This window comes from Nissabacter sp. SGAir0207 (genome assembly GCF_005491205.1).
Taxonomy (GTDB): domain Bacteria; phylum Pseudomonadota; class Gammaproteobacteria; order Enterobacterales; family Enterobacteriaceae; genus Chimaeribacter.
In genome coordinates, this window is record NZ_CP028035.1 from 775,504 (window position 1) to 797,575 (window position 22,072).

The 22,072-nt window shown below is 59.9% G+C and carries 19 protein-coding genes; 14 read left to right on the forward strand and 5 right to left on the reverse strand.

Features of this window, described 5'->3' with window-relative positions:
* Nucleotides 1-25: 25 nt before the first annotated feature.
* The 11 genes from bamA to C1N62_RS03430 all read left to right on the forward strand — a co-directional run bounded on the left by bamA (nt 26) and on the right by C1N62_RS03430 (nt 16,216).
* Nucleotides 26-2,449, forward strand: a complete 2,424-nt coding sequence (gene bamA, locus C1N62_RS03380) for an outer membrane protein assembly factor BamA (RefSeq protein ID WP_137762299.1) — start codon at nt 26-28, stop codon at nt 2,447-2,449.
* Nucleotides 2,450-2,605: 156 nt separating this feature from the next.
* Entirely contained in the window at nt 2,606-3,103 is a 498-nt protein-coding gene (gene skp / locus C1N62_RS03385; RefSeq protein WP_137762300.1) for a molecular chaperone Skp, read from the forward strand.
* A gap of 3 nt (nt 3,104-3,106) precedes the next feature.
* Nucleotides 3,107-4,129 carry a UDP-3-O-(3-hydroxymyristoyl)glucosamine N-acyltransferase gene (lpxD, locus tag C1N62_RS03390; RefSeq protein ID WP_137762301.1) on the forward strand — a complete coding sequence of 341 codons (1,023 nt, stop codon included), beginning with the start codon at nt 3,107-3,109 and terminating at the stop codon, nt 4,127-4,129.
* Between the two features lie 152 nt (nt 4,130-4,281).
* Nucleotides 4,282-4,737 (forward strand): 3-hydroxyacyl-ACP dehydratase FabZ, encoded by a 456-nt coding sequence (gene fabZ, locus C1N62_RS03395; RefSeq protein WP_137762302.1) that lies wholly within the window; start codon nt 4,282-4,284, stop codon nt 4,735-4,737.
* A gap of 3 nt (nt 4,738-4,740) precedes the next feature.
* The gene (gene lpxA, locus C1N62_RS03400) at nt 4,741-5,529 is read left to right on the forward strand and encodes an acyl-ACP--UDP-N-acetylglucosamine O-acyltransferase (RefSeq protein ID WP_137762303.1); all 789 of its coding nucleotides are present in this window, start codon (nt 4,741-4,743) and stop codon (nt 5,527-5,529) included.
* Nucleotides 5,530-5,532: 3 nt separating this feature from the next.
* Nucleotides 5,533-6,681: a lipid-A-disaccharide synthase gene (lpxB, locus tag C1N62_RS03405; protein ID WP_137762304.1), complete on the forward strand. Its 1,149-nt coding sequence runs from the start codon at nt 5,533-5,535 to the stop codon at nt 6,679-6,681.
* Entirely contained in the window at nt 6,678-7,280 is a 603-nt protein-coding gene (gene rnhB / locus C1N62_RS03410; RefSeq protein ID WP_137762305.1) for a ribonuclease HII, read from the forward strand. The genes lpxB and rnhB overlap by 4 nt, the downstream gene beginning before the upstream one ends.
* Nucleotides 7,281-7,339: 59 nt before the next feature.
* A complete protein-coding gene (gene dnaE / locus C1N62_RS03415; RefSeq protein ID WP_137762306.1) occupies nt 7,340-10,822 on the forward strand; it encodes a DNA polymerase III subunit alpha in 3,483 nt (1,160 codons plus the stop codon).
* Nucleotides 10,823-10,834: 12 nt separating this feature from the next.
* Nucleotides 10,835-11,794: an acetyl-CoA carboxylase carboxyl transferase subunit alpha gene (accA, locus tag C1N62_RS03420; RefSeq protein ID WP_137762307.1), complete on the forward strand. Its 960-nt coding sequence runs from the start codon at nt 10,835-10,837 to the stop codon at nt 11,792-11,794.
* Nucleotides 11,795-12,103: 309 nt separating this feature from the next.
* Nucleotides 12,104-13,942, forward strand: coding sequence for a chitinase (locus tag C1N62_RS03425; RefSeq protein WP_137762308.1), 1,839 nt, complete (start codon nt 12,104-12,106; stop codon nt 13,940-13,942).
* 120 nt (nt 13,943-14,062) lie between these two features.
* Complete coding sequence (locus C1N62_RS03430; protein WP_137762309.1) at nt 14,063-16,216, forward strand: lysine decarboxylase LdcC; 2,154 nt, start codon at nt 14,063-14,065, stop codon at nt 16,214-16,216.
* On the opposite strand, the gene C1N62_RS03435 is transcribed toward C1N62_RS03430, so the two are convergent.
* From C1N62_RS03435 to C1N62_RS03445, 3 genes are read right to left on the reverse strand one after another with little or no spacing between them, the layout of a single operon-like run.
* The gene (locus tag C1N62_RS03435) at nt 16,200-16,904 is read right to left on the reverse strand and encodes a lactate utilization protein C (protein ID WP_137762310.1); all 705 of its coding nucleotides are present in this window, start codon (nt 16,902-16,904) and stop codon (nt 16,200-16,202) included. The two genes, C1N62_RS03430 and C1N62_RS03435, sit on opposite strands and share 17 nt — an antisense overlap.
* Nucleotides 16,904-18,325, reverse strand: coding sequence for a LutB/LldF family L-lactate oxidation iron-sulfur protein (locus C1N62_RS03440; protein WP_137762311.1), 1,422 nt, complete (start codon nt 18,323-18,325; stop codon nt 16,904-16,906). The genes C1N62_RS03435 and C1N62_RS03440 overlap by 1 nt, the downstream gene beginning before the upstream one ends.
* A gap of 10 nt (nt 18,326-18,335) precedes the next feature.
* The gene (locus C1N62_RS03445; protein WP_137762312.1) at nt 18,336-19,055 is read right to left on the reverse strand and encodes a (Fe-S)-binding protein; all 720 of its coding nucleotides are present in this window, start codon (nt 19,053-19,055) and stop codon (nt 18,336-18,338) included.
* Between the two features lie 291 nt (nt 19,056-19,346).
* Between C1N62_RS03445 and C1N62_RS03450 the strand changes: the two genes are divergently transcribed.
* Genes C1N62_RS03450 through C1N62_RS03460 form a run of 3 tightly spaced genes read left to right on the forward strand, consistent with a single transcriptional unit; the run spans nt 19,347 to nt 21,490 of the window.
* The gene (locus C1N62_RS03450; RefSeq protein ID WP_137762313.1) at nt 19,347-19,784 is read left to right on the forward strand and encodes a VOC family protein; all 438 of its coding nucleotides are present in this window, start codon (nt 19,347-19,349) and stop codon (nt 19,782-19,784) included.
* A gap of 51 nt (nt 19,785-19,835) precedes the next feature.
* On the forward strand, nt 19,836-21,161 hold the full coding sequence (gene tilS, locus C1N62_RS03455; protein ID WP_137762314.1) for a tRNA lysidine(34) synthetase TilS: 1,326 nt from the start codon (nt 19,836-19,838) through the stop codon (nt 21,159-21,161).
* 14 nt (nt 21,162-21,175) lie between these two features.
* Nucleotides 21,176-21,490, forward strand: coding sequence for a cytochrome c (locus C1N62_RS03460; protein ID WP_137762315.1), 315 nt, complete (start codon nt 21,176-21,178; stop codon nt 21,488-21,490).
* Nucleotides 21,491-21,572: 82 nt separating this feature from the next.
* On the opposite strand, the gene rof is transcribed toward C1N62_RS03460, so the two are convergent.
* Nucleotides 21,573-21,833 carry a Rho-binding antiterminator gene (gene rof, locus C1N62_RS03465; protein WP_137762316.1) on the reverse strand — a complete coding sequence of 87 codons (261 nt, stop codon included), beginning with the start codon at nt 21,831-21,833 and terminating at the stop codon, nt 21,573-21,575.
* On the reverse strand, nt 21,820-22,020 hold the full coding sequence (locus C1N62_RS03470; protein ID WP_137762317.1) for a YaeP family protein: 201 nt from the start codon (nt 22,018-22,020) through the stop codon (nt 21,820-21,822). The genes rof and C1N62_RS03470 overlap by 14 nt, the downstream gene beginning before the upstream one ends.
* Nucleotides 22,021-22,072 lie beyond the last annotated feature (52 nt).

Here is a 22,072-nt window from a genome sequence, read left to right on the forward strand (position 1 = left end):
AGGTTAGGAAGAACGCATAACAACGATGGCGATGAAAAAGTTGCTCATAGCGTCGCTGCTGTTTGGCAGCGCCACCGTATACGGTGCAGACGGGTTCGTAGTGAAGGACATTCATTTCGAAGGCCTGCAACGAGTTGCCGTCGGTGCGGCGTTACTCAATATGCCGGTTCGCGTAGGCGATACGGTGGATGACGAAGACATCAGTAACACCATCCGGGCGCTGTTCGCGACCGGCAACTTTGAGGACGTTCGCGTACTCCGGGATGGTGATACCTTAATCGTGCAGGTCAAAGAGCGCCCGACAATCGCCAGCATCACCTTCTCCGGCAATAAGTCGGTGAAGGATGACATGCTCAAACAGAACCTTGAGGCGTCTGGCGTGCGTGTAGGCGAAGCGTTGGACCGCACCACGCTCTCCAGCATTGAGAAGGGGCTGGAGGACTTCTACTACAGCGTCGGCAAATACAGCGCCTCGGTGAAAGCCGTGGTCACGCCGCTGCCGCGCAACCGCGTTGACCTGAAACTGGTCTTCACCGAGGGCGTTTCAGCCAAAATCCAGCAGATCAACATTGTGGGGAACCATGCGTTCACCACGGAAGAGCTGATCTCCCGTTTCCAGCTGCGTGACGAAGTGCCGTGGTGGAACCTGGTTGGCGACCGCAAATACCAGAAGCAGAAACTGGCGGGCGATCTCGAGACCCTGCGCAGCTTCTACCTGGATCGCGGCTATGCCCGTTTCAACATCGACTCCACCCAAGTGAGCCTGACGCCGGACAAGAAGGGCATCTACATCACCCTGAATATCACCGAAGGCGATCAGTACAAGCTGTCGGGTGTGGAGCTGAATGGCAACATGGCTGGCCACTCCGCAGAAGTGACGGCGCTGACCAAGGTGGAGCCGGGCGAGCTGTATAACGGCGCCAAGGTCACCAAGATGGAAGGCGACATCAAGCAGCTGCTGGGCCGCTATGGCTACGCCTACCCGCGCGTGATCACCCAACCGGAGATCAATGACGCGGACAAGACGGTGAAGCTGCACATCTCCGTGGATGCTGGCAACCGCTTCTACGTACGCCATATCCGCTTTGAGGGTAACGACACCAGCAAGGACTCCGTACTGCGCCGCGAAATGCGCCAGATGGAAGGGGCCTGGCTGGGCAATGACCAGGTTGATCAGGGCAAAGAGCGCCTGAACCGCCTGGGCTACTTCGAATCGGTGGACGTGGATACCCAGCGTGTGCCGGGCACCGCTGACCAGGTGGACGTGACCTACAAAGTGAAGGAGCGCAATACCGGCACCTTCAACTTCGGTATCGGCTACGGCACCGAGAGTGGCGTCAGCTTTCAGGTGGGCGTCCAGCAGGACAACTGGCTGGGCACCGGTAACACCGTGGGCATCAGCGGCACCAAGAATGATTACCAGACCTATGCGGAACTCTCCCTGACCGACCCGTACTTCACGGTGGATGGGGTGAGCCTGGGCGGCCGTCTGTTCTACAACGACTTCCAGGCAGATGACGCAGACCTCTCTGACTACACCAACCGCAGCTACGGCCTCGGCACGACGCTCGGTTTCCCGGTCAATGAGAACAACTCCCTGCGTCTGGGTCTGGACTACGTGCACAATGACCTCTCCGACATGGAGCCGCAGGTGGGCATGTGGCGCTACCTGAACTCTGTGGGCGTCAACCCTGGCGTGGTGGTGGGCGAGGACTCCAGCGACACCGAATTCAGCGCGGATGACTTCATGCTGAACCTCGGCTGGACCTACAACAACCTCGACCGTGGTTACTTCCCGACCGCCGGGACACGTGCCAGCCTGAGCGGCAAGGTGACGGTGCCGGGTTCAGACAACGAATACTATAAAGTCACCTTCGACTCGACCTCTTACCTGCCATTGAGTGAGAACCACGAGTGGGTGCTGATGGGACGTGCGCGCGCCGGCTATGCAGATGGCCTGGGCGGTAAAGAGGTGCCGTTCTACGATAACTTCTATGCCGGCGGCTCCAGCTCCGTGCGTGGCTTCCAGTCCAACACCATTGGCCCGAAAGCTGCTTACTTCCGCTGTAACTCCGGTGACGGCAGCTACGCCGGATGCCCGGTGGAGAACTCTGACGACGCCGTGGGCGGTAACGCCATGGCCGTGCTGAGCGCCGAACTGATTGTGCCGACGCCGTTCATCAGCGACAAATACGCCAACTCCGTGCGTACCTCGCTGTTCGTGGATGGTGGTACCGTCTGGGATACCAACTGGGAGAACACCTCCGCGACCCGTGCAGCCGGCGTGCCGGACTACAGTTCGCCAGACAATTTCCGTGTCTCCACCGGTATTGCATTGCAGTGGATGTCCCCGCTGGGGCCGCTGGTCTTCTCCTACGCGCAGCCAATCAAGAAGTACGATGGCGACAAGGCGGAGCAGTTCCAGTTTAACATCGGTAAAACATGGTAATGCCGCTTCGCGCGCGCATATGCTGTAACTTCACGACAATCTTGTGTAGTTGCTCCCACTCCCAGGCGCTGCTTGGGGGTGGGCAGTGTGGTATGCTGGATAGGTTGTGTAATTCAAGTGTCTCTGACACAAACGGATGATGGTAAGGAGTTTATAGTGAAAAAGTGGTTGTGTGCCGCAAGCCTCGGTTTAGCAATGGCTGCGTCTGCCGGCGCTCAGGCTGCCGATAAAATCGCAGTCGTTAACGTCTCCAGCATTTTCCAACAGCTTCCAGCGCGTGACGCAGTGGCGAAGCAGCTGGAAAATGAGTTCAAAGGCCGTGCCTCTGAACTGCAAAACATGGAGCGTGACCTGCAGACCCAAATGCAGAAACTGCAACGTGACGGCTCTACCATGAAAGCCAGCGAGCGCAGCAAGCTGGAAAAAAGCGTGATGGCTCAGCGTGAAACCTTCTCCAGCAAAGCGCAGGCTTTCGAGCAGGATAACCGCCGTCGCCAGATGGAAGAGCGTAACAAAATCCTGAGCCGTATCCAGGACGCGGTGAAGTCTGTTGCCAGCAAAGAGGGCTATGACGTGGTCATCGACGCCAACGCCGTCGCTTACGCCAATGCTGACAAAGACATTACTGCTGATGTGCTGAAACAGGTTAAATAATTCATGTCTTCAATTCGACTGGCTGATCTTGCACAGCAGTTGGATGCACACGTGCACGGTGATGGCGATCTCGCCATCACCGGCATTGCTTCTATGCATTCCGCAGATTCTGAGCACATCACCTTCTTATCCAACAGCCATTACCGTGAACAACTTGCCAGCTGCAAAGCCGGCGCCGTGGTGTTGACGGAGGCTGACTTGCCGTTCTGGCATGGCGCCGCTCTGGTCGTCAAAAACCCCTACCTGACCTATGCGCGTATGGCGCAGCTGATGGATACCACGCCATCGCCGGCGGAAGATATCGCGCCGAGCGCCGTGGTGTCGCCGCAGGCCAGCTTGGGTGCAAATGTGTCGATTGGTGCCAATGCTGTCATTGAGTCCGGTGTAGTACTGGGTGACAACGTGGTGATCGGTGCGGGATGCTTTATCGGTAAAAATAGCCGCCTTGGCGCAGGCACCCGCCTGTGGGCCAACGTCACCATCTACCATAACATCGAAATTGGCCAGCAATGCCTGATACAATCCGGCACGGTCATCGGTGCAGATGGCTTTGGCTACGCCAACGATCGCGGCAACTGGATCAAAATTCCCCAGCTCGGCACGGTGCAAATTGGCGACCGTGTCGAGATTGGCGCCTGTACCACCATTGACCGTGGCGCGCTGGATAACACGATTATCGGCAACGGCGTTATCATTGATAACCAATGCCAGATTGCACACAACGTCGTGATTGGCGACAATACGGCGGTCGCGGGCGGCGTAATCATGGCCGGCAGCCTGAAAATTGGCCGCTACTGCCAGATTGGCGGCGCCAGCGTGATTAACGGCCACATGGAAATCTGTGACAAGGCCGTTGTCACCGGAATGGGAATGGTTATGCGACCAATTACCGAACCTGGGGTATACTCTTCAGGCATTCCGTTGCAGCCCAATAAAGCGTGGCGCAAAACCGCCGCGCTGGTGATGAATATTGACGAAATAAACAAGCGCTTGAAAGCTGTTGAGCGTAAAGTCGGAAAAGACTAATCACCACCCTTGCCCGTAAGGCGGGCAAGGTGCGCAGAATCGCTGGCTGCGCATACACATACCCCTATTTGCGGCCTGCCTTATGCCCTCCTTTTGGGGGTTAAGCAGGCCGTGTTATTGATGCCATCAGTTTTTTAGACAGGAAGAGTATTTTGACTACTGACACTCATACTCTGCATATTGAAGAGATTTTGGATTTGCTTCCGCACCGCTACCCGTTCTTGCTGGTTGACCGCGTGCTGGATTTTGAAGAAGGCAAATTTCTTCGTGCAGTGAAAAACGTTTCAGTCAACGAACCGTTTTTCCAGGGCCATTTCCCTGGTAAGCCGATTTTCCCAGGCGTGCTGATCCTTGAAGCCATGGCGCAAGCCACCGGTATTCTGGCGTTCAAAAGCGTTGGCAAACTGGAGCCGGGTGAACTGTACTACTTCGCTGCCATTGACGATGCCCGCTTCAAGCGTCCAGTATTACCAGGTGACCAGATGATTCTGGAAGTTGAATTCATTAAAGAACGTCGTGGCGTTGCACGTTTCAAAGGTGTTGCCAAAGTTGACGGTGAAGTGGCCTGTGAAGCTTCAATGATGTGCGCCCGTCGTCGGGAGAGTTAATTCGTGACTGACAAAACCGCCTTTATCCATCCCAGCGCTATCGTTGAAGAGGGTGCCATCATTGGCGCCGGCGCACATATTGGCCCCTTCTGCTATATCGGCTCGCAGGTCGAAATTGGCGAAGGCACGGTGCTGAAGTCGCACGTGGTCGTAAATGGCGTCACCAAAATTGGTCGTGACAACACTATCTACCAGTTTGTCACCATTGGTGAGGTGAACCAGGATCTCAAATATGCTGGCGAGCCAACCCGCACGGAGATTGGCGATCGCAACAGCATCCGCGAGAGCGTCACCATTCACCGCGGCACCACGCAGGGCGGCAGCCTGACCAAAGTTGGCAGCGACAACCTGCTGATGGTCAACGCACACGTGGCGCATGACTGCGTTATCGGCAACCGCTGCATCCTGGCCAATAACGCCACTCTGGGCGGCCATGTGCAGATTGATGATTTTGCGATCATTGGCGGCATGACGGCCATTCACCAGTTCTGCGTGATTGGCGCGCATGTGATGGTGGGCGGGTGTTCCGGTGTGGCGCAGGACGTCCCACCCTTTGTCATCGCGCAGGGCAACCATGCCACGCCGTTCGGCATCAATATCGAGGGGCTGAAGCGCCGCGGTTTTGATAAAGAGGCGCTGCATGCCATCCGCAACGCATACAAAGTGCTCTACCGCAACGGCAATACGTTGGAAGAGGCGCTGCCAGAAATTGCAGCCCTGGCTGAACAGCATCCGGCGGTAAAACCCTTCAGTGAGTTCTTTGCCCGTTCCAAGCGCGGCATCATTCGCTAATCTATGCAGAAGCGTCCATTGACGATCGGCCTGGTGGCCGGTGAAACATCCGGCGACATTCTGGGCGCCGGTCTGATTCGTGCGCTGAAAAAGCATGTTCCCGACGCCCGCTTTGTGGGCGTCGCGGGGCCGCTGATGCAGGCGGAAGGGTGTGAAGCCTGGTACGAGATGGAAGAGCTGGCGGTGATGGGCATTGTCGAGGTGGTCGAACGGCTGCCTCGCCTGCTGAAGATCCGTCGCGACCTGACCCAGCGCTTCAATGCCCTCAAGCCCGATGTGTTTGTCGGCATCGATGCACCTGATTTCAACATTACGTTGGAGGGGCGGCTGAAGCGTAACGGCATCCGCACCATCCACTACGTCAGCCCTTCGGTCTGGGCCTGGCGGCAGAAGCGCGTTTTCAAAATCGGCAAAGCCACCGATCTGGTGCTGGCTTTCCTGCCTTTCGAAAAGGCGTTTTACGATAAATTTGATGTGCCTTGCCGCTTCATTGGCCATACCCTGGCCGACTCCATGCCGCTGCAACCGGACAAACAGCAGGCGCGCCAGCGTCTGGGCATTCGCCCGGATGCGCGCTGTCTGGCGCTGTTGCCCGGCAGCCGCAATATGGAAGTGGAGATGCTCGGCGCTGACTTCCTGCGTACGGCGCAAAAATTGCGCGCCAGCTACCCTGATCTGGAGATTGTGGTGCCGCTGGTCAATGCCAAACGGCGCGAGCAGTTCGAGCAGATTAAGGCCCAGGTGGCGCCAGATCTGCCGATGCACCTGCTGGATGGCCAGGCGCGTGATGCGATGGTCGCCAGTGACGCTGCGCTGCTGGCCTCCGGCACCGCCGCGCTGGAGTGTATGCTGGCGAAGTGCCCGATGGTGGTGGGGTATCGCATGAAACCCTTCACCTTCTGGCTGGCCGAGCGGCTGATCAAGACGCCCTACGTCTCGCTGCCCAACCTGTTGGCTGGCCGGGAGATAGTCACTGAGCTGTTGCAGCATGACTGCGTGCCGGACAAGCTGGCGGCGGCCCTGATGCCGTTGCTGGCCAGTGGCGAACAGAGCGCCGCACTGAAGCACACCTTCCTTGAACTCCATCAGCAGATCCGCTGCGACGCCGACGAACAGGCCGCGCTGGCGGTATTGGAACTGGCCCAGCCATGAGTGAAATTTTTGTCTATCCCGCCGCGCGCTGTATCGCCGGCGTGGATGAAGTCGGGCGCGGCCCCCTGGTGGGCGCGGTCGTGACCGCCGCCGTTATCCTCGATCCGGCCCGGCCGATCGTGGGGCTGGCAGATTCGAAAAAGTTAAGTGAAAAACGCCGTCTGGCGCTGTTCGATGAGATCAAAGAGAAAGCGCTGGCCTGGAGCCTCGGACGCGCCGAACCGGATGAAATTGACAGCCTGAATATCCTGCACGCCACCATGCTGGCGATGCAGCGGGCGGTAGCGGGGCTGGCGGTGACGCCAGACATGGTGCTGATTGACGGCAACCGCTGCCCGGCCCTGCCGATGGCGTCGCAGGCGGTGGTGAAGGGCGACAGCCGCGTGGCCGAGATCAGCGCTGCCTCTATCCTGGCCAAGGTCACGCGCGATCGTGAGATGGCGCTGTTGGACCAAGAGTTCCCGGATTACGGTTTTGCCCAGCATAAGGGCTATCCCACCCCGTTCCATCTGGAGAGGCTGGCGCAATTTGGCGCAACGGCCCACCACCGGCGCAGTTTCGCCCCGGTGAAACGCGCGTTATCGCTGTCCCCGCGTTAATATGACCCTCTGGCGCCCATGCGCCAGAGCTTCCATTTACTCAATTCTGGTATTTCGATATGGCCGAACCTCGTTTTGTTCACCTGCGCGTACACAGTGACTACTCCATGATTGATGGGCTAGCCAAAGTGGGCCCGTTGGTTAAGCGAGCGGCTGCCCTGGCAATGCCAGCTCTGGCAATCACCGATTTCACCAACCTGTGTGGGTTGGTGAAGTTCTACGGCAGCGCGCATGGCGCCGGTATCAAGCCGATTATCGGGGCCGACTTCCATCTGCAAAGCCCGGAGTTGGGCGACGAACTGGCCCAGCTGACGGTGTTGGCGATGAATAATGAGGGTTATCAGAACCTGACGTTGCTCATCTCCCGTGCCTATCAGCGTGGTTATGGTGCCTTGGGGCCAACCATTGAGCGTGACTGGCTGGTGGAGCACCGCGGCGGGCTGCTGTTGCTCTCGGGCGGACGGCAGGGCGACGTAGGTAAATTCCTGCTGCGCGGCAACCAGACGCTGGTAGAGCAGACGCTCGCCTTCTATGCCGAGCACTTCCCCAGCCGCTACTATCTGGAGCTGATCCGCACCGGCCGCCCGGATGAAGAGAGTTACCTGCATGCGGCGGTGACGCTGGCGACCACCCACGGCGTGCCGGTGGTGGCGACCAACGACGTCCGCTTCATTGAGACGGATGACTTTGACGCCCATGAGATCCGTGTCGCCATCCATGATGGCTTCACCCTCGACGATCCCAAGCGCCCACGCAACTACAGCCCGCAGCAATTTATGCGCAGCGAAGAGGAGATGTGCGAGCTGTTTGCCGACATCCCTGAGGCGCTGGCCAACAGCGTTGAGATCGCCAAGCGCTGTAACGTCACCATCCGGCTGGGCGAGTACTTCCTGCCGCAATTCCCGACCGGCGAGATGACCACCGAAGACTTCCTGGTGGTGAAATCGAAAGAGGGGCTGGAGAAGCGACTGGCCTTCCTGTTCCCGGACGAGGAGGAGCGGGCGCGGCGGCGGCCAGAGTATGACGAGCGGCTCGACATTGAGCTGAACGTAATCAACCAGATGGGCTTCCCCGGCTACTTCCTGATCGTGATGGAGTTTATCCAGTGGTCGAAGGATAACGGCGTACCGGTTGGGCCGGGGCGTGGTTCGGGCGCCGGCTCGCTGGTGGCCTACGCGCTGGAGATCACGGATCTCGATCCGCTGGAGTTTGACCTGCTGTTCGAGCGCTTCCTTAACCCGGAGCGTGTCTCGATGCCCGACTTTGACGTCGACTTCTGCATGGAGAAGCGCGATCTGGTGATTGAGCACGTCGCGGAGATGTATGGCCGTGACGCGGTTTCCCAGATCATCACCTTCGGCACCATGGCGGCGAAGGCGGTTATCCGCGACGTGGGCCGCGTGCTGGGCCACCCCTATGGTTTCGTCGATCGTATCTCCAAGCTGGTGCCGCCCGATCCGGGCATGACGCTGGCGAAAGCCTTTGAGGCGGAACCGCAACTGCCGGAGATCTACGAGGCGGATGAAGAGGTGCGCGCACTGATTGACATGGCGCGCAAGCTGGAGGGGGTGACCCGCAACGCCGGCAAACACGCCGGTGGCGTGGTGATTGCGCCCACCAAGATCACCGATTTCGCGCCGCTCTACTGCGACGCCGAGGGCAACCATCCGGTTACCCAGTTCGACAAGAACGACGTGGAGTACGCCGGTCTGGTGAAGTTCGACTTCCTCGGCCTGCGCACCCTGACCATCATTAACTGGGCGCTGGAGATGATCAACGCCCGGCGTGCCAAGCAGGGGCTGGAGCCGATTGATATCGCCGCCATCCCGCTTGAGGACAAAAAGAGCTTCGACATGCTGCAACGGGCGGAGACCACCGCGGTCTTCCAGCTTGAATCGCGCGGCATGAAGGATCTGATCAAACGCCTGAAGCCAGACTGCTTCGAAGATATGATCGCACTGGTGGCGCTGTTCCGCCCCGGCCCGCTGCAATCGGGCATGGTGGATAACTTCATCGACCGTAAGCACGGGCGCGAGGAGATCTCCTACCCGGATATCCAGTGGCAGCATGAGTCACTGAAGCCGGTGCTGGAGCCGACCTACGGCATCATCCTCTACCAAGAGCAGGTGATGCAGATTGCCCAGGTGCTGGCGGGCTACACCCTGGGCGGCGCCGACATGCTGCGCCGTGCGATGGGCAAGAAAAAGCCAGAAGAGATGGCGAAGCAGCGCTCGGTCTTCAAAGAGGGTGCCGAAGGGATGGGCATCGACGGCGAACTGTCGATGAAGATCTTCGATCTGGTAGAGAAGTTCGCGGGTTACGGCTTCAACAAATCCCACTCCGCTGCCTATGCGCTGGTCTCCTACCAGACGCTGTGGCTGAAGGCGCACTATCCCGCCGAATTTATGGCGGCGGTAATGACTGCCGACATGGACAACACCGACAAGGTGGTCGGGCTGGTGGATGAGTGCTGGCGGATGGGGCTGAAGATCCTGCCGCCGGACATCAACAGCGGGCAGTACCACTTCCACGTCAATGACGAGGGCGAGATCGTCTACGGCATCGGCGCCATCAAGGGCGTGGGCGAGGGGCCGATTGAGGCGATCATTGAGGCGCGCAATCAGGATGGCTACTTCAAGGAGCTGTTCGACCTCTGCGCCCGCTCGGACATCAAGAAGCTGAACCGCCGCATCTTGGAGAAGCTGATCATGTCCGGGGCGTTTGACCGGCTGGGGCCGCACCGCGCGGCGCTGATGAACTCGCTCGGCGATGCGCTAAAGGCGGCGGATCAGCACGCCAAGGCGGAGGCCATCGGCCAGGTGGACATGTTTGGCGTGCTGGCCGAGGCACCGGAGCAGGTGGAGCAGTCCTACGCTAGCGTCGCGCCGTGGCCAGAGCAGAAAGTGCTGGATGGCGAGCGGGAGACGCTGGGGCTGTACCTCACAGGCCACCCGATTACCCAATATCTCAAGGAGATCGAACGCTATGCCGGCGGGCAGCGTTTGAAGGATATGCATCCGACGGAACGGGGCAAAATGACCACTGCCGTTGGCCTGGTAGTGGCATCACGCGTGATGGTCACCAAACGGGGTAACCGCATCGGCGTCTGCACACTCGATGACCGCTCAGGCCGTCTGGAGGTGATGCTGTTCACTGATGCATTGGAAAAATACCAGCATTTGCTGGAAAAAGACCGTATCCTGATTGCCAGCGGACAGGTCAGCTTTGATGACTTCAGCGGCGGCCTTAAAATGACCGCCCGCGAACTCATGGACATCAGTGAAGCCCGGGAAAAATATGCTCGCGGGCTTGCTATCTCGCTGACTGACAGGCAAATTGATGACCAGCTTTTGAACCGTCTCCGACAGTCGTTGGAACCCCATCGATCGGGGACGATTCCAGTGCATCTGTATTATCAGCGCGAAGATGCACGCGCCCGCCTGCGGTTTGGGGCAACGTGGCGCGTAACGCCGACCGACCGCCTCTTGATTGATTTGCGGACGTTGGTCGGCAATGAGCAGGTGGAACTGGAATTTGACTAAAATAGGAATACTATGAGTCTGAATTTTCTTGATTTTGAACAGCCGATTGCAGAGCTTGAAGCGAAAATTGACTCGCTGACTGCAGTCAGTCGTCAAGACGAAAAATTAGATATTAATCTGGATGAAGAGGTGCAGCGCCTGCGTGAAAAGAGCGTAGAGCTGACCCGCAAGATCTTCTCCGATTTGGGTGCCTGGCAGATTGCCCAGTTGGCGCGTCATCCGCGTCGCCCTTACACGTTGGATTATATCGAACATATTTTCACTGACTTTGACGAGTTGGCAGGCGATCGCGCCTACGCTGACGACAAAGCCATCGTGGGCGGCATCGCCCGTCTGGATGGCCGCCCGGTGATGATCATCGGTCATCAGAAAGGCCGTGAAACCAAAGAGAAAATCCGCCGCAACTTCGGTATGCCGGCACCGGAGGGCTACCGCAAGGCCCTGCGCCTGATGGAGATGGCTGAGCGCTTCAAGATGCCGATCATCACCTTCATCGACACCCCAGGCGCCTACCCTGGCGTGGGGGCGGAAGAGCGCGGCCAGTCCGAGGCGATCGCCCGCAACCTGCGTGAAATGTCCCGCCTGAGCGTGCCGGTCATCTGCACCGTGATTGGCGAGGGTGGCTCCGGCGGCGCACTGGCCATCGGCGTGGGTGACAAGGTCAACATGCTGGAGTACAGCACCTACTCCGTGATCTCCCCGGAAGGCTGTGCCTCCATCCTGTGGAAGAGCGCCGACAAAGCGCCGCTGGCGGCTGAAGCGATGGGCATCATCGCCCCGCGCCTGAAAGAGCTGAAGCTGATTGACTCGGTGATCCCGGAGCCGCTGGGCGGCGCACACCGTGACATCCCGGCGGTCGCTGCGTCCCTGAAGGCCCAGCTGCTGGCCGACCTCAGTGACCTCGACACGCTGAATGAAGAAGAGCTGATCAACCGCCGTTACCAGCGTCTGATGACCTACGGTTACTGCTGATTTATCCGCTTAATAAAAAGCCCGCGCCTGTCGCGGGCTTTTTTATGCCTATTAATGGTTGGCTCATTTTTTATTTTTTACTTTTGTCCTGCACTTTTTATCCCCTATTTTTTGATTATTTAGCCCATGCCTGAAATAGTCATTGGCATGACTGTGATTTAATGGCGCTATTGAGCCAACGTGATGCACGGTTTTATTTCCCCCTTATTTATGCTGCCTGTGTCCAGCGTACTGCGGATAGTTTGCGCGACGTGCCAGTGAATAGCGCGGCGGTCGCCTGTCCTGAAAAAATAACAAGGGGTAGAGATAATGATACCATCAGCTCAACATTGGGTGCTTACGCCACTGGCGCTAACCGTCGGATTAACCTGTGCGCTGGGCGCCTATGCCGCTGATACGGCCACGCCCGCGGCGACAGTAGAGATAAAAGCCAGCGAACTGAAAAAGAAAGAGGCGGAATTAACGAAAGACCCATTGATGCTTAGCGTTAAAGAGTCTATTCGCACACTGGATAATGCCACCGTTGAGGCGATTGAACCGGGCAAGCCCTCCAATCCCGCCAACGTGAAACTGGTTGAGAAAATATTAAGTAATAAAGATTGGGAATATATTTTCCCGCTGCGCGCCCCCGAATACAGTTACAGCAATTTCCTGAAGGCGATCGGCAAATTCCCGGCGGTGTGCGGCATCTATACCGATGGCCGTGACTCCGAGGCGATTTGCCGCAAGGTGCTGGCCACCATGTTCGCCCACTTCGCCCAAGAGACCGGCGGCCATGAGAGTTGGCGCGAGGAAGCGGAGTGGCGGCAGGGGCTGGTCTGGCTGCGCGAAATGGGTTGGCAGGAGGGGCAGACCGGCGGCTACAACGGCGAGTGCAACCCGGATGTCTGGCAGGGGCAGACCTGGCCCTGCGGCAAAGATGCGGCCGGCAACTTCCTCAGTTACTTTGGCCGCGGTGCCAAACAGCTCTCTTACAACTACAACTACGGGCCATTCTCTGACGCCATGTTCGGCACCGTCCGTACCCTGCTCGACAAACCGGAGCTGGTGGCGGATACCTGGCTGAACCTGGCGAGCGCGGTGTTCTTCTTCGTCACGCCGCAGCCGCCGAAACCCAGTATGCTGCACGTCATTGATGGCACCTGGCAGCCCAACGACCATGATAAAGCCAGCGGATTGGTACCGGGCTTTGGCGTTACCATCCAGATCATCAACGGTGGGGTAGAGTGCGGCGGCCCGCAGGATATCGCCCAGGGGCTGAACCGTATCTCCTACTATAAGAGCGAGGCCGAGTACCTGAAGGTGCCGGTGCCAGCGAATGAGGTACTGGGTTGCGCCAACATGAAGCAGTTCGATGAGGGGGGCGCGGGCGCGCTGCCTATCTACTGGGAGCAGGATTGGGGCTGGAGCCCGGATACCGTGGATGGCAAAACCTACTCTTGCCAGCTGGTCGGCTACCAGACACCGTTCAGCGCCTTTAAAGAGGGCGACTACGTCCGCTGCGTCCAGCACCACTATGGCAATATGAAAATCGTTGACGATCTGGGCGGCGATGTAACGCCGACACCAACCCCGACGCCGACGCCGACACCGACCCCGACACCGACGCCTATACCAACCCCGACACCAACGCCGACACCGACGCCAACACCAACGCCAGCCCCGGTGGTGCAGAACCATGCCCCGGTGGCGGTGCTGAATGGCCCGACCGGCCCCGTGGAGAGCCAGGCCAACGTCACGCTGAATGCGGCGGAGTCCCATGATGCGGATGGCGACAAGCTCAGCTACCAGTGGATGTTGCCCAACGGCACCACCCTGTCCGGCAGTAATCGCAGCAGCCTGAGCTTTATCGCGCCGGTGGTCACCAGCCAGATGGTCTATAAATTCACCCTGACCGTTTCGGATGGCAAGCTGAGCAGCGTGGCCCGCTACCAGCTGACCGTCACGCCGAAAGTCGCGCCTATCCCGGACACCACCCAAGGCTGCGCCGATAGCTGGAAGAGTGACAAGATCTATTACGGCGGTGAAACCGTAAACTGGAAAGGCAGCGAGTACCGTGCCAACTACTGGACGCAGAACCAGGAGCCGGGCAACGCTGACTTTACCGGCGAGTGGTCGCAGTGGAAGCTGATTAAGTCCTGTAAATAAAAGGGTTGCCGCCCCCATGCCGGGAGGGGCTGGGGGCGGCAGGTTTTCGGGCGGCAGGCGTGATGCCTGCCGTTTTGCTATGTTTGAAGGAGGAAACCCGAAAACCGATAAGGACACTGAATGAATATTATTGCCATCCTTAAGCCACCTACGGCCTACTACAAAGATGAGCCGATGCGGGAACTGGATGCAGCCCTGACCCGGCGCGGGTTTGATCTGGTCTATCCGCAAAATGGTGCGGACTTACTGAAGCTGATCGAGCACAACGCCCGCATTTGCGGGGTGATCTTCGACTGGGACGACTACAGCATGGCGCTGTGCACCGAGATCAACGATCTGAACGAGTCCCTGCCGATCTACGCCTTTATCAACACCCACTCCACGCTGGATGTCTCCCTTAACGAGATGCGCATCGCGCTCTACTTCTTTGAGTATGCGCTACACGCCGCCGAGGATATTGCCACCCGCATCCAGCAGTACACGGACGAGTACCGTGACGCCATCACCCCGCCGCTGACGCGGGCGCTGTTCAACTATGTGAAGGAGGGGAAGTACACCTTCTGCACCCCCGGCCATATGGCGGGCACCGCGTTCCAGAAAAGCCCGGTGGGCACGCTGTTCTATGACTTTTTTGGTGCCAACACGCTGAAGGCGGATGTCTCCATCTCGGTCACGGAGCTGGGATCGCTGCTCGACCACACCGGCCCACACCTGGAAGCCGAGGAGTACATTGCCCGCACCTTTGGCGCGGAGCAGAGCTACATGGTGACCAACGGCACCTCCACCGCCAACAAGATTGTCGGCATGTATGCCGCCCCCGCGGGCAGCACGGTACTGATTGACCGCAACTGCCACAAGTCGCTGGCACACTTGATGATGATGAGCGACATCACCCCGATCTACCTGCGCCCGGTGCGCAACGCCTACGGCATTTTGGGCGGCATCCCGCGCAGTGAGTTCAGCCGGGAGAGCATCGAGCAAAAGGTGGCGCAAACCGCCAACGCCAGCTGGCCAGTACATGCGGTGATCACCAACTCCACCTATGACGGGTTGCTCTACAACACCGATTTCATCAAGCGCGAGCTGGATGTGCCCTCGATCCACTTTGACTCCGCCTGGGTGCCCTACACCAACTTCCACCCGATCTATGCTGGCAAGGGCGGGATGAGCGGTGACCGCATCCCCGGCAAGGTGATCTACGAAACCCAGTCGATCCACAAGATGCTGGCGGCCTTCTCACAGGCCTCGATGATCCACGTCAAGGGCGACTACCATGAGGGCACCTTCAACGAAGCCTACATGATGCACACCACCACCTCGCCCAACTATGGCATCGTCGCCTCCATGGAGACGGCGGCGGCGATGCTGCACGGCAACCCCGGACGGCGGCTGATCCAGCGCTCGGTGGAGCGCGCCTTGCACTTCCGCGATGAGATTGTGCGGCTGCGGCAAGAGTCTGACAGCTGGTTCTTTGATGTCTGGCAGCCAGCCAGCATTGGCGAGGCGGCGTGCTGGCCGCTCAACCCGGATGAGGACTGGCATGGCTTTGGCGCGACCGACCCGGAGCATATGTACCTGGATCCGGTAAAGGTCACCATCCTGACGCCGGGCATGGATGAGCAGGGCAACCTGGCGGCCTCCGGCATCCCGGCGTCGCTGGTGGCCAAGTTCCTGGATGAGCGTGGCATCGTGGTGGAGAAGACCGGCCCCTACAACTTGCTGTTCCTGTTCAGCATCGGCATCGACAAGACCAAGGCGCTCAGCTTGCTGCGCGGCCTGACCGAGTTCAAGCGCGCCTTTGACCTCAATTTGCGGGTGCGCAACATGCTGCCGGATCTCTACGCCGAAGACCCGGACTTCTACCGCAACATGCGCATTCAGGATCTGGCGCAGGGTATCCACCAGATGGTGGTACGGCATGACCTGCCGGGCCTGATGCTGCGCGCCTTTGACGTGCTGCCGGAGATGCGGCTGACGCCGTATGGGATGTTCCAGCAGCAGGTGAGGGGAGAGGTGGAGGAGTGTGAGCTGGAGGATCTGGTGGGCCGCGTCTCGGCCAACATGATCCTGCCCTATCCGCCGGGCGTACCGGTGGTGATGCCCGGCGAGATGGTCACCGAGGAGAGCCGGGCAGTGCTCGACTTCCTGCTGATGCTCTGCGCGATTGGCCTGCGCTATCCGGGCTTTGCCACTGACATCCACGGCACGCGGGTCACCGAGGATGGCCGCTACATGGTGACGGTGCTCAAGCAGCCAGTCAGCAATCCTCAATAATCAGGTAGGCGGCGTGCACCGGCCCGTGCACGCCGACCACCTTGATCAACTCAATATCAGCGGTGGAGCTGGGGCCGGCAATCAGGTTGATGCAGCTTGGCATACGCTCCCCGCGCAATGCCCGCTGGTGCAACTGCTCGGCCAGCTGCGCCACCCGCGGCAGGATGGTACTTTTGCGCAGCACGAACACCGAGGCAGTGGGCAACAGGCTCACCGCCCGGCCACGCTCCGGCGCAGAGAAGAGCACCACGCTGCCGGACTCCGTTAGCCCCGCCTCGGCATAGACCACGCCTACCACCGCCTGCTCCGCCAGCCGCAAGTTCTCCGCGCCAGCCTCCGGTTGCCATACCGCCGCGCCCAGCTGCTGTTGCAGCGCCTGGGTAATGCCGAGCGCCGCCAGCCGCGTGTCGCCGCTGACGATCACTGGCGCGCGGCCATACTCCTCGCACAGCGCCAGCACCGCACTGACGGCCTGATCCTCTGCCACCCGCTGGCAGTTGACCTTCAACGTCTCGCGCGCGTAAGCGACAAAGGCGGCGCAGCGCTCCTCCTGCGTCAGCGAGGTCAGGCGCGAGGTGGCGAAGCTGCTCACCGGCGGTGCCGGTGTCTCTGGCTGGCGGCGCGGTGCGCGGCCGAGCTGGCGGGCAATCTCCGCCAGAAAATCACTGCGGTTCTGTTCATCCAGCATCACTCTTCCCCCGTCGCCTGATGGCGCTTGAACCAACTGCGGAAACTCTCCCCCTCCACCTCCGGCAGGTCGCGCGCGGCCGTCCATTCGCCGATGGCGGCGGGGTGGAAGGGCATCTTGCCCTCTTTGATCAGCCAGCCAGCGGCTTTCGCCCCGGCCTTCATGCCCACTTTCCACAGCATGGGGTGGGCGTTGGCGTAGTTGAACAGCCGGGTGACACGCTGCTCGGCCTTGGGCGTCAGCCCCTGTTCCGCCAGCTTCTGGCGATGCTTCAGGTGCAGTTGCGCTAGCGGAATTTTCACCGGGCAGACCTGATTGCAGGCGGTGCAGAGTGAGCAGGCGTAGGGCAGGTCTTTGTAATCCTCATAGCCGCCAAGCAGCGGCGACAGCACTGAACCAATCGGGCCGGGGTAGATGGAGCCGTAGCTGTGACCGCCAATGTGGCGGTAGGCCGGGCAGGTGTTCATGCAGGCCCCGCAGCGGATGCAGCGCAAAATGTCGCGGAACTCCGAGCCAAGCACCTGCGAGCGGCCGTTGTCGACAATCACCAGGTGGAACTCCTCCGGGCCGTCGAGGTGGCCGGCCTCACGCGGGCCGGTCAGCCAGGTGTTGTAGCTGGTGAGACGAGAACCCACCGCGCTGCGGCAGAGCAGGGTGATCAATACGTCCACTTCGGCGAAGGTCGGCGCGATGCGCTCCATGCCCATCACCGCGATGTGGGTCTTGGGCAGGGTGGTGCTGAGGCGGGCGTTGCCCTCGTTGGTCACCAGACAGATCGAGCCGGTCTCTGCCACCGCAAAGTTGCAGCCGGTGATGCCGATGTCCGCCGTCAGGAAGTGCTCACGGATCTTCTGGCGGATGAACAGCGTCATCGCTTCCGGCGTCTCCGGCCCCTCATAACCCAGCTTGTTGCGTAGCACGTCACGGATCTGGAAGCGATCCTTGTGGATCGCCGGCACCACGATGTGCGAGGGCGGATCCTCATCCAGCTGTAAAATATACTCGCCCAGATCGGTCTCAATCACCTCAATGCCCTGCTGCTGCAACACGGCGTTCATGCCGATCTCTTCCGTGACCATCGATTTGGACTTCACCACCTTTTTCGCCTGCTTACGGGCGGCCACCTGGCTGATGTAGGCGGTGGCCTCCTCTTTGGTGCGGGCGAAGAAGACGTGTCCGCCATTCTCCGTGACCTTTTCCGATAGCTGGTAGAGATAGGCGTCGAGGTTCTCCAGCACGTGGTTGCGGATCTGCTCTGCGCGATCGCGCCACGCCTCCCAGTTGCCCAGCTCCTCAACCATGATCTGCCGGTTGGTGCCGATGCGCTCCTGCGCCATCGCCACCGCATTGCGCATAACGCTGTCCTGCATTTCGATATGGATGCGTGGCTTAAAGGCCACCGCACTGGTTTTCATTGACATGGCAGGCCCCCTAGCGGCTCATCAACACTTCAGCAATATGCAGCACCTTGACCGGCTGCCGCTCGCGGTGCAGTCGGCCGCCAATGTTGATCAGGCAACTGGCATCCGCGCCAATCAGGTAGTCCGGCTTGGCATCCATCATGTGCACCACTTTCTCCTTCACCATCTCACCGGAGATCTCCGCCATCTTGACCGAGAAGGTGCCGCCAAAGCCGCAGCAGGTCTCCTGATTGCGGATCGGCAACAGCTCCAGCCCCTGCACGTGGTGCAGCAGGGTAAGCGGCTCCTCGCGGATGCCCAGCTTGCGGAACAGGCTGCACGAGGGGTGATAGACCGCCCGGCCGGGCAGGCGCGCGCCGACGTCACGCAGGCCGAGCGTATTGACGATAAAGGAGGTGAGATCCTGCATCCGCGCGGCCACCGCCGTGGCGCGCTGCGCCCATGCTGGCTCGTCGGCCAGATAGTCGGCATAGGTCTTGATCGCGTAGGTACAGGAGCCGGCGGGGGAGATGATCGGGTAGTCATTCTCCTCAAAGGCGGCGATCAGGTTTTTCATCGCCGGTTTGGCATCCTTGATGTAGCCGCCATTGATTGCCGGCTGGCCGCAGCAGCCCTGCCGCTCCGGAAAGTGCACCTCGCACCCCAGCCGCTCCAGCAGCAGGACGCTCTTTTTAGCCATGTTGGCTTTGATGGCGTCACCAATACAGGTTACATAAAAGTTAACTTTCATCGACTTGCTCCGGCATAGAAGTGGGCAGCGTTGCCCACTGCTTTTTTATCCTGCAAACAGTGTAGGGCGCGCGCTGGGCAAGGGCCGAGCACTTTATTGATGAAGGTGGGTAAGTGGTGGCTGGCTCAAGGTTTTAACCACTGAAAATCGCAGTCGCAACAATTTATAAACAATTTCGCTGTCTGTTTTCACCCCAGCCCGGCAATTTCGGGCCTTTCTCAGAGTAACCGCATTGACGCTCCAGAACAGGATGGTTAACGTGCGGGCATAAATCACTATAAGGAGTCGGGGATGCTTACACTACGCCAGGTTCACCATATCGCCATCATCAGCAGCAACTACCAGATCAGCAAGCAGTTCTACTGCAACGTGCTGGGTTTCAGCCTGTTGAGCGAGTTCTACCGTGAGGAGCGCGACTCCTGGAAAGCCGATCTGGCCCTCAATGGCGCCTACACCATCGAACTGTTCTCTTTCCCGTCGCCGCCGCCGCGCCCCAGCCGCCCGGAGTCTTGTGGCCTGCGCCACCTGGCCTTCAGTGTGGATAACATCCACGAGGCGATCGAGGCGTTGGAGGCGGACGGTGTCGAGTGCGAGCCGGTACGCATCGATCCGCTGACCGGCCAGCGCTTCACCTTCTTCAGCGATCCTGACGGCCTGCCGCTGGAGCTGTATGAGAGCCGACCGGCCAAGGCAGAATCGATCAAGCCGGACTTGCCTGCCAGCGCCTGAGTGGGTAACGTGCGCATCATGAAAAAGTAAGGCGCAGGATCTACCCGCCACATGAATGATGTCACACTGCTCTCACACCTTGACGCCCAACTGGGCGATCACCCGGCCTGCTGCGTCGCCTTCAGCGGCGGGCTGGACTCCACCGTCCTGCTGCACCTGCTGGTCAGCTTACGCGACGCCGGGCGGGATCTGCCGCTGCGGGCGGTGCATATCCACCACGGCCTGAGCCGCCATGCCGACGAGTGGGTCGCCCACTGTGAATCGCTGTGCGCCGCGTGGCAGGTGCCGCTGACGGTGCGCCGCGTCCAGGTGGATGGGCGCGGTGGCATTGAGGCGGCGGCCCGCGAGGCGCGCTATCAGGCACTGGCTGAGGCATTGCAAATTGGCGAGACGCTGCTGACCGCCCAACACCTTGATGACCAGTGCGAAACCCTGCTGCTGGCGCTGAAGCGCGGCAGCGGCCCCGCTGGCCTCTCCGCGATGAAATCTGCCACCGCCTTCCACGGCCAGGTGCTGCTGCGCCCGCTGCTGGATGTCTCCCGTCAGGAGCTGGAGGGGTACGCGGCCGCACAGGGATTGGCGTGGATTGATGATGACAGCAATCAGGATAATCGCTTCGACCGTAACTTCCTGCGCCGCCAGGTATTGCCGGTGCTGCACCAGCGCTGGCCGCACTTTGCCGCCGCCGCCAGCCGCAGCGCCGCGCTCTGCGCTGAGCAGGAGTCGTTGCTGGATGAGTTGCTGGAGGAGACGCTGGCGGGCCTGCTGGATGCGGAAGGCTCACTGGCGATTGAAGCGCTGCGGCCGATGTCCGAGGCCAAGCGGGCGGCCCTGTTGCGCCGCTGGATGGCGCGGCACGGCTTGCCGATGCCAGCGCGCGAGCAGATTGGCCGCCTGTGGCGTGAGGTAGCGGAGAGCCGCGCCGATGCGGAGCCGCAACTGCAACTGGGCGCGGGATCGGTGCGCCGTTTCCGCCAGCGCCTCTACCTGCTGCCGCCTTTGCAGCCGGTGGAGGAGCACGTACTGGCATGGCAGCCGCCGGAGCCACTGGCACTGCCAGATGGCCTTGGCCAGCTGGTGGTCGGTGAGGATTTCAGTGCCGCCAAGGCGCGTTGGGTGCGTCGCGCCCGGCCGGATGAGCCAGTGACGGTGCGCTTTCGCGCCGAAGGCACCTTCCACATTATGGGCCGGCCGCACTCGCGCCAGATCAAAAAGCTGTGGCAGGAGTTGGCAATCCCACCCTGGGCGCGCACCCGTACTCCCCTGATTTTCTATGGCGAACAGTTGATCGCCGCCCCCGGCATTTTTATCACCCGAGAGGGGGCTGCAAGCGCTGGCCAGCCTGGCTGGGGCATTGAGTGGCAAAAAGAGGCATAACCATGAGAGAAGCAATGAGAACGGCGATCCTGCTGGCGCTACTGGGTGGGCTGGCGTGCCAGACGGCAATGGCGGCGGGCAGCGCGGCGGCGGGCAAAGAGAAGGCCGCCCCCTGTATGGCCTGCCACGGGCTGGATGGCAAGGGCACCGCGCCCATCTACCCCAATCTGGCTGGGCAGCAACCGGCCTATCTGGAGGGGGCGCTGCACGCCTATAAAAATGGCGACCGCAGTGCCGGGCAGGCGGGCATCATGAATGCCTATACTTCTGACCTGTCGGATCAGGATATCGCGGATCTGGCGGCTTACTATTCTGCGCAAAAGCCCTGATGTCTGCGCAAACGCCCTGACGGCAGACATAAAAACGGGCAGCCAGGCTGCCCGTCGGTGTGGCGGCGTACGCGCCGCTGCATCAATCGATGCTGACTTCAACCGTCCCCAGTTCCGGGTGGCTGAAACTGGCAATATGGTCCAGCCGCAGCTCCCTCGCATGGCCGGCCTCCTCAATCACCAGATACTCCACGCGCTTGCGTGAAATCAGATCGCTTGCCTTGCCTTCCACAATCTCTCCGCTACGCAGCTTCAGCGTCAATACAAAGTGCTTCTGACAGGCGAGCTCAAGATTATCGTAGTCATCACAATTGATGGGTTGATACTCATCATTCATCGACATAATCGCTCACCAATAAGTTAGCGGCGGCAAAGGCCGCCTGGTCCCTGACGGAAGACGGAAGCGTCGGATTGGCCGCCACTTCGTCCAATGCTTGCAACACACAGCCCAGCGCATCGGGCACATAACCAAGATCGCCACTGCCGATCTCAGCGTAGAAACGGCGTACTAACTCACAGTATTGTCGCACAATAACCTCCCCTAAGAGCCTATCCCGATAGGATGCGCACGGAAGATGCACC

Bases quoted from the DNA above. Each gene is read 5' to 3' on its own strand.
- bamA (WP_137762299.1), top strand. From the start codon at position 26: ATGGCGATGAAAAAGTTGCTCATAGCGTCGCTGCTGTTTGGCAGCGCC.
- lpxD (WP_137762301.1), top strand. From the start codon at position 3,107: ATGTCTTCAATTCGACTGGCTGATCTTGCACAGCAGTTGGATGCACAC.
- lpxB (WP_137762304.1), top strand. From the start codon at position 5,533: ATGCAGAAGCGTCCATTGACGATCGGCCTGGTGGCCGGTGAAACATCC.
- rnhB (WP_137762305.1), top strand. From the start codon at position 6,678: ATGAGTGAAATTTTTGTCTATCCCGCCGCGCGCTGTATCGCCGGCGTG.
- dnaE (WP_137762306.1), top strand. From the start codon at position 7,340: ATGGCCGAACCTCGTTTTGTTCACCTGCGCGTACACAGTGACTACTCC.
- accA (WP_137762307.1), top strand. From the start codon at position 10,835: ATGAGTCTGAATTTTCTTGATTTTGAACAGCCGATTGCAGAGCTTGAA.
- C1N62_RS03425 (WP_137762308.1), top strand. From the start codon at position 12,104: ATGATACCATCAGCTCAACATTGGGTGCTTACGCCACTGGCGCTAACC.
- C1N62_RS03430 (WP_137762309.1), top strand. From the start codon at position 14,063: ATGAATATTATTGCCATCCTTAAGCCACCTACGGCCTACTACAAAGAT.
- C1N62_RS03435 (WP_137762310.1), bottom strand. From the start codon at position 16,904: ATGCTGGATGAACAGAACCGCAGTGATTTTCTGGCGGAGATTGCCCGC.
- C1N62_RS03440 (WP_137762311.1), bottom strand. From the start codon at position 18,325: ATGTCAATGAAAACCAGTGCGGTGGCCTTTAAGCCACGCATCCATATC.
- C1N62_RS03445 (WP_137762312.1), bottom strand. From the start codon at position 19,055: ATGAAAGTTAACTTTTATGTAACCTGTATTGGTGACGCCATCAAAGCC.
- C1N62_RS03450 (WP_137762313.1), top strand. From the start codon at position 19,347: ATGCTTACACTACGCCAGGTTCACCATATCGCCATCATCAGCAGCAAC.
- tilS (WP_137762314.1), top strand. From the start codon at position 19,836: ATGAATGATGTCACACTGCTCTCACACCTTGACGCCCAACTGGGCGAT.
- C1N62_RS03460 (WP_137762315.1), top strand. From the start codon at position 21,176: ATGAGAACGGCGATCCTGCTGGCGCTACTGGGTGGGCTGGCGTGCCAG.
- rof (WP_137762316.1), bottom strand. From the start codon at position 21,833: ATGTCGATGAATGATGAGTATCAACCCATCAATTGTGATGACTACGAT.